Raw genomic sequence first — 15,972 nt, forward strand, 5'->3', positions numbered from 1 at the left:
AGTGCCTGAGCCTCAAGTTAGTCAGTCGTTGCTTCCTTCTCAACAGCAGTTATTGTTGAGAATCCAACACCTTGCTGGACTCGACTCAAACCTCGTGATGGTGACCGGCCGTGCTGGTGCAGGTAAATACACCATTGCCGGGGCTTTACTCGAGCAATACGGTGACGACTTTGATGTAGCTTGGGTGATCTGTCACGAGAAATCGACGCCGGCTAGCATTCGCAAGCAAATCCTAACTCAACTCTTTCCCGACCAAACATTCAATGAATCCGAGTCGTTGCAAGCGAGTTTGAGTCACCTTCAAATGAACTCGGCATGCCGCTGGATGATCGTCATCAATCAAGCCGAGCAATTGAGCAATCAGTTACTGGTTGAATTGTGGGGCTTAGTCGAAGCGAGCCGTAAAGCGGGTCCAGAACTTCAGCATTCGAGCGTATTATTATTCTCAGAGCCAGCTTGGGCGAACCGCATCTCCAAAGAGATGAACTCAATTACCGGCCAAGATCAGGCACTACTTCAAATTCCACCGCTGACGCTCGATGAGCGTAAGTCCCTGTTTGTAAGTCTTCAAAGTCGATTGGACGGGGATGAACTTGATGTGGACTTAAACGAACGTGAGCTGAATGATCAAGAAGGCTTACCCGGTGAAGTGGTTGCACTGCTGGCAGGGGTTCAAACACCTGTAAATTTGACTGATACCGATGAACACAAAGCGCCGGTAAAACCGCTACCTATCCTTTGGATAGCTGCTATTGCGGGCTTGATATTGATGGCGCTCATCTTAATGTGGGCGCTTTCTGGCGATGAAGATAACTCATCGGCCAAAACACCATCACCAGAGATGCAAGAGCAATTGTCGGCACTTGAAATAGTCGAACCGAGTCGCGACAGTATGCGAGACGAGGGTGAGCTGCTAGAACAAGTATTGTCCGATGCGCAGGAGCAAGCGGTCGAAGTTCTGCCTGAGCGATTACCACAAGACACCATGACGACCGACGTCGATGATGAAAGTAACAAAGCACGGATTGAAGTAGACGAGGAAACCCTCGCACGCATTGAGCAAGCTGAAGCGGCTCTTGCGGGTGAGAAAACTGCTGTACAAGAGGTTCCTGTTATTGAGCCGAAGCCAAAAAGCGAACCTGCTCAAAACGAAGCGCCTAAGACGCAAGCTTCAAAATCGGTGGCACAACCTGAAACCGCGCCAGTACCTATGACGAAAGTGTGGTGGCAGCAAGCCCCAGCATCACAATACGTGTTGCAAATGGTGGTGATGAGTTCCCCACAGAGTATCGACAAATTTGCAGCTCGTTATGGGCTCGGCAATGATGAGCGATTTAAAGTGTACACTGCTCGAAGAAAAGGTAGCTTGGTTTACATTGGAGTCTATGGAGAGTATGCAAGCTCGGATGCAGCACGCTCGGCACTGAAAAGCTTTGCCAGCAATGTACAGCAGCTGAAACCTTGGCCCCGGTCAATTGCTTCCATCCAAAAAGAAGCGGTGATCCTTGAGTAATGTGAAGCAACGAGCGTTCTTGAAGTGGGCGGGTGGAAAGTATGGCTTAATCGAACCAATCCAAAAGCGTTTGCCAAAAGGGAAACGCTTGGTGGAGCCATTTGTGGGCGCAGGCAGTGTATTTCTAAATACAGAGTTTGAGCATTATTGGCTGAACGACATCAACCAAGACCTGATTGATGTCTATCTTTGGCTGCAGCGCGACCCAGCAACTTATATTGAAGCCGCAGCGGGGCTGTTTATACCTGCCAATAATGACGCTGAACGCTACTATCAATATCGAGAAGAATTTAATTGCACGGTGCCAGGCTTACGCAGAGCAACCTTATTTTTATACATGAATCGCCATGGCTATAACGGCCTGTGTCGTTACAATAAAAAAGGTGGTTTTAATGTACCCTTTGGCCGATACAAACGGCCCTATTTCCCACGAAATGAATTGTTTGCTTTTGCCCAGAAAGCGACTCGCGCCACATTCACCTCTCTGCCTTTTGAGCAAGTATTTGCCACGGTTGAACAGGGCGATGTTGTTTATTGTGATCCTCCCTATGCGCCGTTGAGCGCCACTGCAAGCTTCACCGCATATGCAGGCAATGGCTTTGGTCTGGTAGAGCAGCAGAAGCTTGCTGAGCAAGCTGCCATGTGCGCGGAAGACGCAGTACCTGTGTTGATCAGTAACCATGATTTAGAGTCCACGCGGGAATGGTATCGCAGAGCCGATGTTACTCAGTTAGATGTGCGCCGTACTATTAGCAGAAATGGTAAAGGGCGTGGAAAGGTGAGTGAACTCTTAGCGTTGTATCAGTTGAATAATCGACGCTAAAGCAGCGTTAATCAATGACCCAATTCACAATCACTAGTAATCCAGCAATCAACAAAATAATGAGCACAACGCCACTTATCAGATACGGCACAATGCTATTTTGTTGGAAATCGCGTTGTCTTGTTTGTTCTGACTGCACGCCAAACAATGCACCTGCTGCACTTTTAAAATATTGCCAAAACGACAATTAAGCGGCGTCTCTTACGGGGCGTTGTTTTTTATTTGCGTCGATCTGCTTGTTGTCTGTTTTTGAGATCAGTTCAAGTAAGTCTAAAAAGTGAAAACTGATTGAGCGGCTATTGCCGGTTGCCCAGCCAAACCACGTTGTGGATTGTTGAGTCTCAGCGATTGCACACTGATTTGCCGGATGGCTTTTGGGCAGTGACGTGTTGTATTGAATATTTGCTTCGCAGTCACATGATAAATTCGCGACCGAAATACCCCGAGTATCTTGCATTGCTAGTGTTACGCCAGCAACAGCACATACGCCAGTCAGTAATAACGATGTAGTTTTTAACTTGCTCATCCGTTGAACCAATATTTAAACAGTCGTGAGTGGATAGTGTAATTACACAAAATCGCTCACTGAGTATACAATCGAAATTCTGTGAGGCCAAACATTTTGACATAAAAAAACACCGCCATTGGGCGGTGTTTTTGAAATCGCATTGTTTTTCTTTATATTTTTAAGTATTCGAGCGTGTCTTACAGGTCGAAATCGACAGAGTAAGAAACAACTGCGCGTACTTCGTCATCTTTCGTTTCGTCAGCGTCATCATCGATGTCAGTGCTGCCAACCCAGAAAGTGAAACCGTCTTTGCTCAAAGAAGCGCTGTAATCGATTACTTCGTCATCAGCACCGTCTACGTCGTAGTAACCTACGTGAAGGCCTAATTCCAAACCTTCAGCAACTTCGAAAGTTGCATCAGCGTTGTAGTAGAAATCATCAGCGAAGTCACCGCCAGCGTCGCTGTCGATCAACGTTGCAACACCAACAGTCAAGAAGCTGTAACCACCAGACACATACAACTCACTGAAGTCTGTATCTTCGTCAGCGTCTGGGTATGCGTAGTAGATCGCGCCTACGTCATAGCTGAAACCTTCAATTTCGCCAGCATAGCCCGCGTAGAAATCCCACTCGTAAGTTGCGTCGTCGTCACCGAAGTCAACGTTAGATGCCCAAGTACCAACGTAGATGCCGTTGCCTGCATCGTAGTCAATGCCACCAGAGATTGCTGGACCGTTATCAGTTTGAGTCAGACCACGCCATACGTAGTCGCTTGCAACTGCAGCGTTTGCAGAAAGACCTTCAACAGCGGCCGCTGGAGCTGCGATTGATGCAGCAAGAATCGCAGATGCGATTAAAGTTTTAGTTGCTTTCATAAGTGTGTACTCCTGGAATATGAGTTATAAAATCTTTTTTATAGTTTTTAGCTGATAGCTGGCCAAGTACTAAGCACTACCTGTGCCAAAATCAGTAAAGTGATTTATATCAGTGTTTTACAATTTGTTCTATAGTTTAATTAAATTTAATATAACAACTTGTGCACTTTTATGTAGCACTGTTGCAATGCGCTTCACTATTCTGGTGCGCATTGTTTTTAGCTGCTCGAAGATTGTGCAACGACTAAGTTTCGATTTGCTATGGCGTATTCGGTAAACTAGCGCGTAGAAACCTCCTGTAAGCCTTTTTGAGTGACAAACTATGAAAACTCCAATTATTGCTCCGTCGATCCTATCCGCTAATCTTGCACGGTTAGGTGATGACGTTGATGCAGTGCTAGAAGCGGGGGCCGACTGGGTCCATTTTGATGTGATGGACAATCATTACGTACCGAACTTGACCTTTGGTCCAGCCATTTGTTCGGCCTTGAGAAAGCATGGTGTGACTGCTCCTATTGATGTGCATTTAATGGTTGAACCGGTGGACGGTTTGGTGCCTCAGTTTATTGATGCCGGTGCAAGTTTAATTAGTTTTCACCCTGAAGCATCTCGTCATCCGCATCGAACGCTGCAGGCGATTCAAGCAGGTGGCTGTCAATCTGGAGTAGTGTTAAATCCTGGAACGCCGCTTTCTACCATCGAGTGTTTGATCGACGAAGTGGATTTAATCTTACTCATGTCGGTAAACCCAGGATTTGGTGGGCAGTCATTTATTCCGCAAACGTTAGACAAAATTAAACAAGCGCGAACTCTAATTAATGCGTCAGGTCGGGATATTCGCTTAGAAATTGATGGCGGCGTTAAAATCGACAACATTGGTGAGATTGCAGCGGCGGGCGTGGATACATTTGTTGCGGGCTCGGCTATTTTTGGTCAAGACGATTACCCATCCATTATTGCGCAGATGCGAGAGCAAATTGCCAAAGCAACGTCGTAGGGCAACCGATGAACACAATAAAACCTCAAACCGTTCGCGCGATTGCATTTGATTTAGATGGCACGCTTATCGACAGCGCGCCAGATTTAGGTGCAGCTTTAAATCAAATGCTAACACAGCTCAATTTGCCCAGCGTGGGCATGGCCGAGGTGCGCGGTTGGGTTGGCAATGGCATGAAAATGTTAGTCACACGGTCTTTGGTTCATCACGCGGCAGATGCTTCTGAATCAGCTATTCAACATGCATTGGCGCTATTCAGTGCAGCGTATGCTCAACATCTCAGTATCAATACCGTAGTGTATAACGGAGTCATGGAGTCTTTGACGGCATTATATAAGGCAGGGTATCGATTAGCTTTAATTACCAATAAAGCGTCATGCTATTTGCCGGATATTCTCCGCGCCTATCATATGGACGAGATGTTTGAAGTTGTGCTTGGCGGTGATTCTCTGTTAGAGAAGAAACCTCACCCGTTACCCTTGTTGCATGTATGCGAAGCCTTCGATGTTGAGCCGCACCAGCTATTGATGGTGGGAGACTCAAAAAACGACATTGAAGCAGGAAAAAATGCCGGTTGTCCGACACTGGGCTTGACCTATGGCTACAACTACGGGGAACATATCAGCCTGAGTGCTCCGGATATGACCGCAGACTCGCTAATCGAATTACTGCCGGTGTTGATACCGGCAACTGAAACAATCTAGGTGAATGACGAATGACTAAGCCCATTGTCCTGAGTGGCATCCAACCTTCCGGTAATTTTACCCTCGGCAATTATGTTGGAGCCATCAATGAGTGGCTAAAGATGCAGCAAGAATTTGACTGCCATTTTATGCTGGCAGACTTACATGCCATTACGGTTCGTCAAGATCCAGAGTTACTCAAAGAGCGCGTGTATGACGGTCTTGCCATGTATTTGGCATGTGGACTCGATCCAGAAAAAAGCACAATATTTGTGCAGTCGCACGTACCTGAGCATGCGCAACTGGGATGGGCATTGAACTGTTATGCGCAAATGGGCGAGCTGACGCGCATGACGCAATTCAAAGATAAGTCGGCCAAGAATGCGAGCAATATTAATGTGGGTTTGTACGCCTACCCAGTATTGCAAGCTGCTGACATTTTATTATATCAAGCGAACCAAGTGCCGGTGGGTGAAGATCAAAAGCAACATCTAGAGTTGACGCGTGATATCGCCACCCGCTTCAATAATCTGTACGGTGAAACCTTTGTGATGCCAGAACCGATGATTCCAAAAGTCGGCGCGCGCGTCATGTCATTGCAAGAACCGACTAAGAAAATGTCGAAGTCAGATGACAACCCAAAGAGTTTCATTCTGCTGAACGACACACCGAAGCAAATGACTAAAAAGATTAAGTCAGCGGTGACCGATTCAGATGAGCAAGCGCGTATTTACTTCGACACCGCAGAAAAGCCAGGTGTGTCCAACTTGCTGACCTTGTTGTCGGTCGCAACGGGCCGTCCAATTGCCGATTTAGTGCCTGAGTATGAAGACAAAATGTATGGCCACTTAAAAGGTGATGTTGCTGATGCAGTGGTTGCTATGCTGGCTCCTGTGCAAGAAAAGTATACCGACTTGCGCAACAACCAAGACTACTTGCACAGTGTGATGCGCTCCGGTGCGGACAAAGCCAGCGAACGTGCTTCTAAGACACTCGCTGATGTATATGCAAAGGTAGGATTTATCCCTCGTCCGTAAACGAGACAGAATCAAGCTTCACTTGATATAAATCATACAAAGCCAACCTCCGGGTTGGCTTTTTTGTATCTGCTCGTTCACTTTTAATTTGAATGTGCTAATTTATATTAGTATATTCTAATGTATTGGTGCGGAAGCTGGCACATATCTTAATTAGGGAGAACAAAATGACACGTATCTTAATTGTTGGAGGTGTTGCGGGAGGCGCTTCGGCCGCAGCGAGAGCCCGTCGAATGAGTGAGGAAGCAGAAATTATCATGTTCGATCGTGGCCCATATGTGTCATTTGCCAACTGCGGTTTGCCGTATCATATTGGTGGTGATATTGAATTGCGCGATGCTCTGCTGCTGCAAACACCCGAGAGCTTCAAACAAAGATTTAATGTTGATGTACGAGTTCATTCAGAAGTCACCCACATCGACGCTGCCGCCAAAACTATTACCGTCAAGGATCTGCAAACCCAACAAAGCTACTCAATATCCTATGACAAGTTGTTGCTCTCGCCCGGTGCAGTTTCAGTGCGACCGAATATTCCCGGTTTAGACAATGCTCGCACATTTGGCTTGCGCACGATTCCCGATATGGATCAGATCAAGACGATCATTCAACAACATTCGGTGCAGCATGCAACGGTTGTGGGCGGCGGTTACATTGGTCTTGAAGCGGTAGAAGCTCTTCGGCAACTCAATATCAATGTCACCTTACTGGAACTTGCGCCGCAAGTGATGACCGCAGTGGACCCTGAAATGGCGACACCATTGCATCAAACGCTGCGTGATCACGGGGTTGATTTGCGGTTGGGAACCGCACTTGAATCTGTGAGTGAGACTGAAAATGGGCTGACACTCTCGCTCAATAATGGTGATCGATTAGATACCGAATTGCTGATCACCGCTATGGGCGTGAAGCCCGACACAAGCTTGGCTGAATCTGCGGGAGTGAATATTGGCAAAACTGGCGGTATTGCCGTGAATGAGGCAATGCAAACTTCCGTTTCAGACATTTATGCGGTGGGAGATGCCGTCGAACATATTGACTTGGTCACGCAACAGCCGGCACTGATCCCACTGGCAGGGCCGGCCAATCGACAAGGGCGAAGTGCGGCCGATAATATGCTCGGTGGGCAAAAAATCTATGGTCATACTCAAGCAACGGCAATTTGTCGCGTGTTTAACTTAGCAGCTGCATGTACAGGTAGTTCTGAGAAGTCTTTGCTTAAACATGGTGTGGCGTACGAGAAAATCTATGTGCACCCCATGAGTCACGCCGGATACTTCCCAGGTGCTAAACCTGTATCGCTCAAACTATTATTTGCGCCTGACACGGGCGTTATTTTGGGCGCTCAAGCGGTGGGAGAAGATGGTATTGATAAGCGTATTGATGTGCTTGCCGTAGCGCTTCGAGCCGGGATGACAGTGTTTGACCTAGAAACGCTTGAATTGTGTTACGCACCGCCCTATGGCTCTGCCAAGGATGTGGTGAATCTAGCGGGGTTCGTCGCCAGTAATCTATTGCGTGGAGAAATTGATATTTGCCAAGTTGAAGACATCATTGACCCTCAACCACATCAAGTGGTGCTCGATGTACGCAATCCGCCAGAGCTTGAAAATGTGGGGGCCATCAATGGCGCGTTGAATATTCCATTGGATTCGCTGCGCGATAGACTCAATGAGCTTGATCGCAGCAAAGAGTATTTAGTGACATGCATGGTGGGATTGCGGGCACATGTCGCGTATCGGTTGTTGGTCAATTCAGGCTTCAAGGCCAAGAACATGACCGGCGGTTTCAAGACGTATCAAATGGTAAAGCAACAATTTAAGGCCTAGTCATGACAGAATTTACCCCGTGGTCGTCGCTCATCGGCGGCGTAATATTAGGTACTGGCGCATTGCTGTTATTAATTGGCAACGGTCGTATTGCAGGCATTAGTGGCATTTCTGCTGGGCTCTTGGCTCGGTTTAGCCAAGAGTGGTTATGGCGTTTTGTTTTTGTTGTCGGACTGATCACGGGTCCTTTGGTCGCGGCCTTATTGGGTTATGGGTTGCCTGACATTGCACCGATAAACACGGTTTTAGTTGTGATTAGCGGTCTGTTGGTGGGGGTAGGAACGCGACTAGGTAGCGGCTGTACATCGGGACATGGCATTTGTGGATTGGGTCGTTTATCCAAGCGCTCAATGGTGGCTACGTTGGTATTTATGAGCGTGGCCGTTGCAACTGTCTTTGTCGCACAAATTCTCTAGAAGGCTCGATATGACACATCTTATTTCTCTCATCTCAGGCGTTTTGTTTGGTATTGGTTTAACCATTTCGGGCATGGTGAACCCAGACAAAGTGATCGGCTTTCTTGATGTGACCGGGCACTGGGACCCATCTTTGGCGTTTGTGATGGGCGGAGCATTGATGATTTATCTGCCCGGCTATTGGTTTTACGGGCGCCATCAAAATCAGGCTATTAGTGGCGGTAATATGCAGTGGCCGCAATCTCAACGAATTGATCGAAAGCTCATTTTGGGCGCAACATTATTTGGCTTAGGCTGGGGCTTAGTAGGCCTTTGCCCTGGGCCCGCGCTGAGTTCTTTGCTGAGCGGCAATCCATCTATCGGATTATTTGTTGTTTCTATGTTCATTGGTTTCGCATTAGCGAAATGGAAACAAGCGTAGAACCTTTCACCTATTGTCATGAAATATTAATATATTCGATATTTCATATATGTGAGATATCGAATATGATGTGCGCTCTACTATAGCTTTGAGCATCAATATATTGTGAACACCTCCCCTAATTTAGCCAATGTCACAGACCCTGTTGTGACGACGGATTATCTAAAGGCGTTGGCAGACAGTAATCGCTTGGCGATCGCCCTGATGGTTCATGAACAACAAGAATTGTGTGTGTGCGAACTCATGCAAGCTCTGCAGCAACCACAAGCCAAAGTATCGCGCCATCTTGCTCAGCTTCGTGGTGTGGGTCTACTCAGTGACCGTAGGCAAGGCAAATGGGTGTTCTATCGCCTATCAGATGTTATCCCAGATTGGCTGTTCAATATGTTGAAGGCTATGGCTGAACAGGAGCGTGTTTTGCTATCGCAAATGCGGCAGCACCTAGAATTGATGGGGCAGCGGCCCGAGCGCATTGCAAAATGTTGCACCACTGACTAAACGAGGAGAACAGAATGACGATTAAAGTAGGAATTAATGGTTTTGGCCGCATTGGTCGCTTAGCGATGCGCGCAGCATTTGATTGGCCTGAACTTGAATTTGTAATGATTAATGACGTTGCTGGCGACACCAAAACGCTAGCGCACCTATTAGAATTCGATTCCGTTCAAGGTCGTTGGCATCATCAAGTTGATGCTGAAGGCTCAGTCATGGTGATTGGCGAACAACGTATTGCCTGTCATCAGCAAAAAGATATTAATGCTGTTGATTGGTCGCAATGTGATGTTGTGCTTGAAGCCACAGGGGTTCACCGCGACAAGGCTATTTTGCAAGCTTACCTTGACCAGGGCGTGAAACGCATCGTGGTTTCTGCGCCAGTAAAACAGCCGGGTGTTGCCAATATTGTAATGGGCGTAAATGATGGCATTTATCAGCCTGACGAGCACCCGATCGTTACCGCAGCAAGCTGTACCACGAACTGTTTAGCACCAGTGATTAAGGTGATCAAAGAGCAGTTTGGTATTGAGCGTTGCATGATGACGACCATTCATGACTTAACCAATACCCAAACCATTTTAGATGCGCCGCATAAAGACTTACGTCGCGCGCGCGCATGTGGCATGTCGTTAATTCCAACGTCTACAGGTTCAGCCACAGCGATTGTAGAGATCTTTCCAGAACTCAAAGGCAAAATTAATGGTCATGCAGTGCGTGTTCCATTGGCCAATGCTTCGTTAACCGACATGGTGTTTGAGCTGAGCCAAGAAACCACAGTTGAAGCGGTAAATGCGGCGATTGAAGCGGCCTCAGAGAACGAAATGAAGGGCATTTTGGGCTACGAAGAAAAGCCTCTGGTGTCGATCGACTACAAGGGCGATCAGCGCTCAACAGTGGTGGATGCGCAAAGTACTATGATGCTCGAATCTCGCATGCTCAAGATTTACGCTTGGTATGACAATGAAATGGGCTATGCCACTCGGACCAGTGAACTGGTGCTTAAAGTTGGGCAATCGGACCAGTAAGCCTATCTGATAGTGGATGAGGGGAGAGCAATGAACAGTAACTTAAAGCAATATGCGCTGGTGACCTTTAACTACTGGAACTTCACCCTGACTGACGGTGCATTGCGCATGTTGGTGGTGCTGTATTTTCATCAGTTAGGATACTCGGCTTTTAGTATTGCCATGCTGTTCTTGTTCTATGAAGTGTTTGGTGTAGTGACCAACTTAGTCGGGGGCTGGTTAGGTGCCCGCTTAGGCTTGAATACCACCATGAACATAGGTTTAGCTTTGCAAATAGCGGCTTTAGTTGCCTTGGCCATGCCGTCTGCATGGTTGACCATTCCCTATGTGATGGCTGCGCAAGCCTTGTCGGGTATTGCAAAAGACTTGAATAAAATGAGCGCCAAAAGCAGCATTAAAATGTTGGTGAAAGGCGATCAGCAAAGCGCTCTCTACCGCTGGATTGCGATACTTACTGGCTCTAAAAATGCGCTGAAAGGCGTGGGCTTTTTTGTCGGGGGGCTGTTGTTAGCAGCGATTGGTTTCTCGGCATCGATGTGGCTGATGGCTGGTGTATTAAGTCTGGTGCTGATATTGAGCTTACTGGTGTTAAAACGCGACTTAGGCAAAGCCAAAAGCAAACCTAAGTTCAAAGACATTTTCTCTAAAAGTCGCAGTGTGAATGTGCTTTCAGCCGCCCGCATGTTTCTGTTTGGCGCGCGCGATGTATGGTTTGTGGTGGCCTTGCCGGTGTATTTGAGTGCTGTCTTTCATTGGCACCATACCCAAGTGGCTGGCTTTTTGGCATGTTGGGTAATTGGTTACGGAATTGTACAGGGGTTTGCCCCCGCCATTACACGCAGTAAAACGAGTCATCCCGACGGTGCAACAGCGCTATGGTGGGCCTCTGCTCTTGCCGTTGTGACTGCCGCTGTTGCGATTGCCGTGAGCGCGCAGTGGTATCCTCAGTTCAGTATTGTGATTGGACTTTTGGTGTTTGGTGCCGTGTTTGCGGTGAACTCATCGTTACATTCATACTTAATTGTAAGTTTTGCCAAAGAAGACGGCGTGTCATTAGACGTGGGATTCTATTACATGGCCAATGCCATGGGACGTTTAATTGGAACTGTGTTGTCTGGCGCTGTGTATCAGTTTGCTGGGCTTACCGCATGCTTGTGGGTGTCTGTGGTGTTCTTGGTGCTGACGTCGTGTATCTCGGTTGCCTTACCGCGCTACACCGAAGTTAACAATGCATAAGCATGCCACGCTAAAGCCACGCCCATCAGCAAAAACAATACACCACTCAGGCGGTGTACAAGCTGCACATTCATTTGCCGTAGCACCGACCGCCCCAGCCAAACTGCCACACCCGTGGTCGTGCTCAGCGCCAAGGTTGATGCTGCCCAAACCACCACGGCAGAATATTGTGTACTTAGCGCTGCTACGCTGAGTTGAGTTTTGTCGCCCAATTCAGCCAACGCAATCACACTGAAGGCAGAAAAGAACACACGTTTGCCTACTTTTATCTCACCGCAATCTTGTGCGACCGCAGACTCAAGCAGTGCTTGAAGACCAAACACGGCAAACAATACGGCAGCAGCTAACACAGCCCATTCCGGGGCTATCAGATGACTGATAGAGCCGCCTACCAATACCGCCAACCCATTGAGCATTGCAAATGCAGCCACTGCACCGGAGAATACCGCTTTGGCTGAACGTCTTGCGGCCAACGTCATGCACACCAATTGGCTCTTATCGCCAAGTTCAGCCAAGGCAATTAAGCTAAAGGTGAACAAGCCTGCTTGAAGCTCCATTAAATCGTTCCGCGTCAACAAAACTGTGATTCTAGCAAAACTCAGCGCAACCAACTCGAATGAAATCAATTACACTTAAAACATACTTCCAACATTGAATACGCTCTATGCAAATCACTGATCGCGCAGTTGAAGACAAAACCATGCCATTGTTTCGCCTTGGCTTTCGTCCACTATTTTTGTTTGGCACCGTCTATGCGGGGTGGGCCATGGTGCGTTGGATCTTGGTATTGAGCGGTGTTCTGCCGTGGGAGTACGCGGTGCCTGTGACTGCATGGCATAGCCATGAAATGCTATTTGGTTTTGGCATGGCCATAGTTGTGGGATTTTTGACCACTGCGGTTCAAAATTGGACTGGCCACCGAGGCATTAATGGCACTCCATTGATGGGGCTTTTTGCGCTTTGGGTGGTGGCTCGAATCACCGCAAACTTTGCACCAGCCACATTGCTGCAAGTTCTTGCAGATGCGGGCTTTATGCTGGTGGCAATTGGCGTAATGGCGCGTCAGGTGCTGCTCGTGCGTAATTATAAAAATTTGGTGTTTGTGCCGGTATTGTCAATCTTCTTGGTATTACATTTAGCGCAAAGTTGGGCCATGAATCATGATGTGATGTTGGCGCGCGCGCTTGGCTTCACGACCATTTGGTGTTTCACCTTATTGATTAGTTTACTTGGTGCGCGAGTCATCCCGTTTTTTATTGAAAGACGCTTGAGCGATACATTACAAAGAGATTCTGTGCCTTGGATTGTGTTGGCTCAGTTCCCGCTATTTCTATTGGCGCTGTGCGCATTGTTCAGTGCGCCTGAGCTATGGGTGCAGATCGTAGCAGCGATGGCATTTTTAATTCATGCACGGCGAGCGTTCATTTGGTACCGCAATGGCATTTGGCAAGAACCATTATTGTGGTCACTGTATTTGAGTTATTTATGCTTGCCCATGGCGCTTGCTCTATTAGCCGTCAGTGGGATCAACCAATACAGCCCCGTCATGCATTTGCTCAGTGTGGGCCTCATCGGCGGCATGATTATGGCAATGATGTGTCGGGTGAGTTTGGGCCATACCGGGCGTCCGCTGAAGTCACATCCGTTGGCTTGGGTGTCAATGGCGTCGATATTGTTGGCGGCTGTTTCACGGGTGGTCATTCCTTGGTTTTTCCCAATATGGACGGTAGGTGCTTATCACCTTGCGGCCACCTTGTGGTTATTGAGTATTGTGACTTTCTTAATGGTTTATACTCGTTACTTTTTGCAACCCAGAGTTGACGGTCAAATTGGCTAATTAGACGTAGATCACAGCTTTTAAATGATCGTTCAATGTACTGATCTAGATCAATCCATTGTCTGACTAATAGAAGCGAATTTTCTACATCTTGTGTATCTTTACCCTCATTAGTCCATATGTAGTGTTTTTTTGTGAGAGGGTTTAAAAGTGAAACCAGTGGTGATCAAGCGTGACGGCTGCCGTGTTCCGTACGACAGTCAGCGTATCAGGGAAGCTGTGATCCGAGCCAGTATTGCTGGCAATTACAAAGACAATGCCTATGCTGATTCAGTGGCATTAACCGTGACGGCTCACTTCGAACATTACGAAGAAGTGGATATTGCTGAGATCCAATCGGCGGTTGAAAATGAGTTAATGCAAGGCCCATACAAGGGGCTTGCTCGCGCATATATTGAATATCGACATGACCGCGATATGATCCGCGAGCAGAAAAGTCGTTTAAGTTCAGATATTCAAGGCTTGGTGGAGCAGAGTAATTCGGACTTACTCAATGAGAATGCCAATAAAGACAGCAAAATTATTCCAACACAGCGTGACTTGTTAGCGGGAATTGTGGCGAAGCACTATGCCTTGCAATACATGCTGCCCAAGGAAATTTCACGCGCTCATCAAAGTGGCGACATTCACTACCACGATTTAGATTACGCCCCATTTTTTCCAATGTTCAATTGTATGCTGATTGACCTCAATGGCATGCTCACCAATGGCTTTAAAATGGGTAATGCGGAAATTGAAACACCGCGATCTATTGCCACAGCAACCGCAGTGACCGCACAAATCATTGCGCAGGTTGCCAGCCATATCTATGGCGGTACGACCATTAATCGTATTGATGAAGTGTTAGAACCTTACGTCAGAGCGAGTTACAAAAAGCATCTCGAAGTGGCGCAAAAATGGGACATTCCTGATGTTGAAGCATATGCCCGATCGTGCACTGATAAAGAGTGTTATGACGCCTTTCAGTCGCTTGAATATGAAGTGAATACGCTTCATACCGCCAACGGTCAAACACCCTTTGTGACCTTTGGCTTTGGGCTTGGAACATCATGGGAAGCGAAGTTAATTCAGCAATCCATTTTGAAGAATCGTATTGAAGGTTTGGGCAAGAATCGTCGTACAGCGGTATTTCCTAAGCTAGTGTTTGCCATTAAAGAAGGTTTGAATCGCAAAGCCGAAGATCCTAATTACGACATCAAACAACTGGCATTAGAGTGCGCATCTAAGCGCATGTACCCAGATATTTTGAACTACGACAAAGTGGTTGAAGTAACAGGGTCTTTTAAAACCCCAATGGGCTGCCGAAGCTTTTTGTCAGATTATGAAGAGAATGGTGAATTGATTCACGAAGGGCGTAATAACCTTGGTGTGGTTAGCCTCAACTTGCCACGCATTGCATTGCAAGCCAAAGGCGATGAACGTGCGTTTTATGCATTGTTAGATAAACGGTTGGAGCTGGCGCGACGCGCTCTCGATACCCGTATCGATCGTCTTAAAAATGTGAAAGCCAAGGTTGCTTCCATCTTATACATGGAAGGAGCTTGCGGTGTTCGCCTCAAAGCAGATGACAGCGTGGCCGAAATATTCCGGCGCGGCCGAGCATCCATATCATTGGGCTACATTGGTGTGCATGAAACAATGAACGCACTGTATTGCGACGATGATCATGTATACGACACGCCAGAACTACAGAAAAAAGCCATTGCCATCGTGCAATATTTGCGAGATGCAGTTGACCGTTGGAAGGATGAAACGGGCTACGGCTTTAGTTTGTACAGCACGCCTAGCGAAAACTTATGCAGCCGTTTTTGTAAGATTGATGCCAAAGAATTTGGTGTTGTTAAAGGTGTAACTGACAAAGGTTACTACACCAACAGCTTCCATTTGGATGTTGAGAAAAAGGTTAATCCGTTCGACAAAATCGAATTTGAGATGTGCTACCCCGATATCGCCAACGGTGGTTTCATTTGTTACGGCGAGTACCCCAACATTCAACATAATGTAGAAGCGCTCGAAGATGTTTGGGATTTCAGTTATGAGCGCGTGCCGTACTACGGCACAAACACGCCCATCGATGAGTGTTATTCATGTGGATTTACTGGTGAGTTCGATTGCACTAGCAAGGGGTTTAGCTGTCCTTCGTGTGGTAATTCTGAACCCGAAACCGTATCGGTCACGCGCCGTGTGTGTGGCTATCTAGGTAGCCCCGATGCCAGACCTTTCAATGCCGGCAAACAAGAAGAAGTGATTCGTCGAGTGAAACACTTAAAACCCGCGTAA

At 47.3% G+C, this 15,972-nt stretch carries 17 protein-coding genes; 13 read left to right on the plus strand and 4 right to left on the minus strand.

Features of this window, described 5'->3' with window-relative positions; all coding sequences use genetic code 11:
• Position 1: 1 nt before the first annotated feature.
• Positions 2–1,513 carry an SPOR domain-containing protein gene (locus NAF29_RS01505; RefSeq protein WP_251259716.1) on the plus strand — a complete coding sequence of 504 codons (1,512 nt, stop codon included), beginning with the start codon at positions 2–4 and terminating at the stop codon, positions 1,511–1,513.
• Complete coding sequence (locus NAF29_RS01510; RefSeq protein WP_251259717.1) at positions 1,506–2,336, plus strand: Dam family site-specific DNA-(adenine-N6)-methyltransferase; 831 nt, start codon at positions 1,506–1,508, stop codon at positions 2,334–2,336. The genes NAF29_RS01505 and NAF29_RS01510 overlap by 8 nt, the downstream gene beginning before the upstream one ends.
• Before the next feature lie 7 nt (positions 2,337–2,343).
• On the opposite strand, the gene NAF29_RS01515 is transcribed toward NAF29_RS01510, so the two are convergent.
• The 3 genes from NAF29_RS01515 to NAF29_RS01525 all read right to left on the minus strand — a co-directional run bounded on the left by NAF29_RS01515 (position 2,344) and on the right by NAF29_RS01525 (position 3,719).
• Positions 2,344–2,523, minus strand: coding sequence for a DUF2970 domain-containing protein (locus tag NAF29_RS01515; RefSeq protein ID WP_251259718.1), 180 nt, complete (start codon positions 2,521–2,523; stop codon positions 2,344–2,346).
• Positions 2,524–2,862: a hypothetical protein gene (locus NAF29_RS01520; RefSeq protein WP_251259719.1), complete on the minus strand. Its 339-nt coding sequence runs from the start codon at positions 2,860–2,862 to the stop codon at positions 2,524–2,526.
• Positions 2,863–3,041: 179 nt separating this feature from the next.
• Positions 3,042–3,719 (minus strand): TorF family putative porin, encoded by a 678-nt coding sequence (locus NAF29_RS01525; RefSeq protein ID WP_251259720.1) that lies wholly within the window; start codon positions 3,717–3,719, stop codon positions 3,042–3,044.
• Between the two features lie 322 nt (positions 3,720–4,041).
• Here NAF29_RS01525 and rpe point away from each other — a divergent pair, with 322 nt between their 5' ends.
• The 9 genes from rpe to arsJ all read left to right on the plus strand — a co-directional run bounded on the left by rpe (position 4,042) and on the right by arsJ (position 11,855).
• The gene (gene rpe, locus NAF29_RS01530; protein WP_251259721.1) at positions 4,042–4,716 is read left to right on the plus strand and encodes a ribulose-phosphate 3-epimerase; all 675 of its coding nucleotides are present in this window, start codon (positions 4,042–4,044) and stop codon (positions 4,714–4,716) included.
• 8 nt (positions 4,717–4,724) lie between these two features.
• Positions 4,725–5,420: a phosphoglycolate phosphatase gene (locus tag NAF29_RS01535; RefSeq protein ID WP_251259722.1), complete on the plus strand. Its 696-nt coding sequence runs from the start codon at positions 4,725–4,727 to the stop codon at positions 5,418–5,420.
• Positions 5,421–5,431: 11 nt separating this feature from the next.
• Positions 5,432–6,436, plus strand: coding sequence for a tryptophan--tRNA ligase (trpS, locus tag NAF29_RS01540; RefSeq protein WP_251259723.1), 1,005 nt, complete (start codon positions 5,432–5,434; stop codon positions 6,434–6,436).
• A gap of 167 nt (positions 6,437–6,603) precedes the next feature.
• Positions 6,604–8,262 (plus strand): FAD-dependent oxidoreductase, encoded by a 1,659-nt coding sequence (locus NAF29_RS01545; RefSeq protein ID WP_251259724.1) that lies wholly within the window; start codon positions 6,604–6,606, stop codon positions 8,260–8,262.
• Positions 8,263–8,264: 2 nt separating this feature from the next.
• A complete protein-coding gene (locus NAF29_RS01550) occupies positions 8,265–8,678 on the plus strand; it encodes a YeeE/YedE family protein (RefSeq protein WP_251259725.1) in 414 nt (137 codons plus the stop codon).
• 10 nt (positions 8,679–8,688) lie between these two features.
• A complete protein-coding gene (locus tag NAF29_RS01555; RefSeq protein ID WP_251259726.1) occupies positions 8,689–9,099 on the plus strand; it encodes a YeeE/YedE family protein in 411 nt (136 codons plus the stop codon).
• 105 nt (positions 9,100–9,204) lie between these two features.
• A complete protein-coding gene (locus tag NAF29_RS18145; protein WP_349665544.1) occupies positions 9,205–9,597 on the plus strand; it encodes a metalloregulator ArsR/SmtB family transcription factor in 393 nt (130 codons plus the stop codon).
• A 14-nt stretch (positions 9,598–9,611) separates the two neighbouring features.
• Positions 9,612–10,619, plus strand: coding sequence for an ArsJ-associated glyceraldehyde-3-phosphate dehydrogenase (locus NAF29_RS01565; protein WP_251259727.1), 1,008 nt, complete (start codon positions 9,612–9,614; stop codon positions 10,617–10,619).
• Between the two features lie 30 nt (positions 10,620–10,649).
• The gene (arsJ, locus tag NAF29_RS01570) at positions 10,650–11,855 is read left to right on the plus strand and encodes an organoarsenical effux MFS transporter ArsJ (RefSeq protein ID WP_251259728.1); all 1,206 of its coding nucleotides are present in this window, start codon (positions 10,650–10,652) and stop codon (positions 11,853–11,855) included.
• Here arsJ and NAF29_RS01575 read toward each other — a convergent pair.
• Entirely contained in the window at positions 11,831–12,412 is a 582-nt protein-coding gene (locus NAF29_RS01575; protein WP_251259729.1) for a TMEM165/GDT1 family protein, read from the minus strand. The two genes, arsJ and NAF29_RS01575, sit on opposite strands and share 25 nt — an antisense overlap.
• Before the next feature lie 107 nt (positions 12,413–12,519).
• Between NAF29_RS01575 and NAF29_RS01580 the strand changes: the two genes are divergently transcribed.
• Together NAF29_RS01580 and nrdD are read left to right on the plus strand one after the other, a co-directional pair.
• Positions 12,520–13,692 (plus strand): NnrS family protein, encoded by a 1,173-nt coding sequence (locus NAF29_RS01580; protein WP_251259730.1) that lies wholly within the window; start codon positions 12,520–12,522, stop codon positions 13,690–13,692.
• 150 nt (positions 13,693–13,842) lie between these two features.
• A complete protein-coding gene (nrdD, locus tag NAF29_RS01585) occupies positions 13,843–15,972 on the plus strand; it encodes an anaerobic ribonucleoside-triphosphate reductase (protein WP_251259731.1) in 2,130 nt (709 codons plus the stop codon).

The sequence above is a fragment of the Echinimonas agarilytica genome, from assembly GCF_023703465.1.
GTDB lineage: Bacteria > Pseudomonadota > Gammaproteobacteria > Enterobacterales > Neiellaceae > Echinimonas > Echinimonas agarilytica.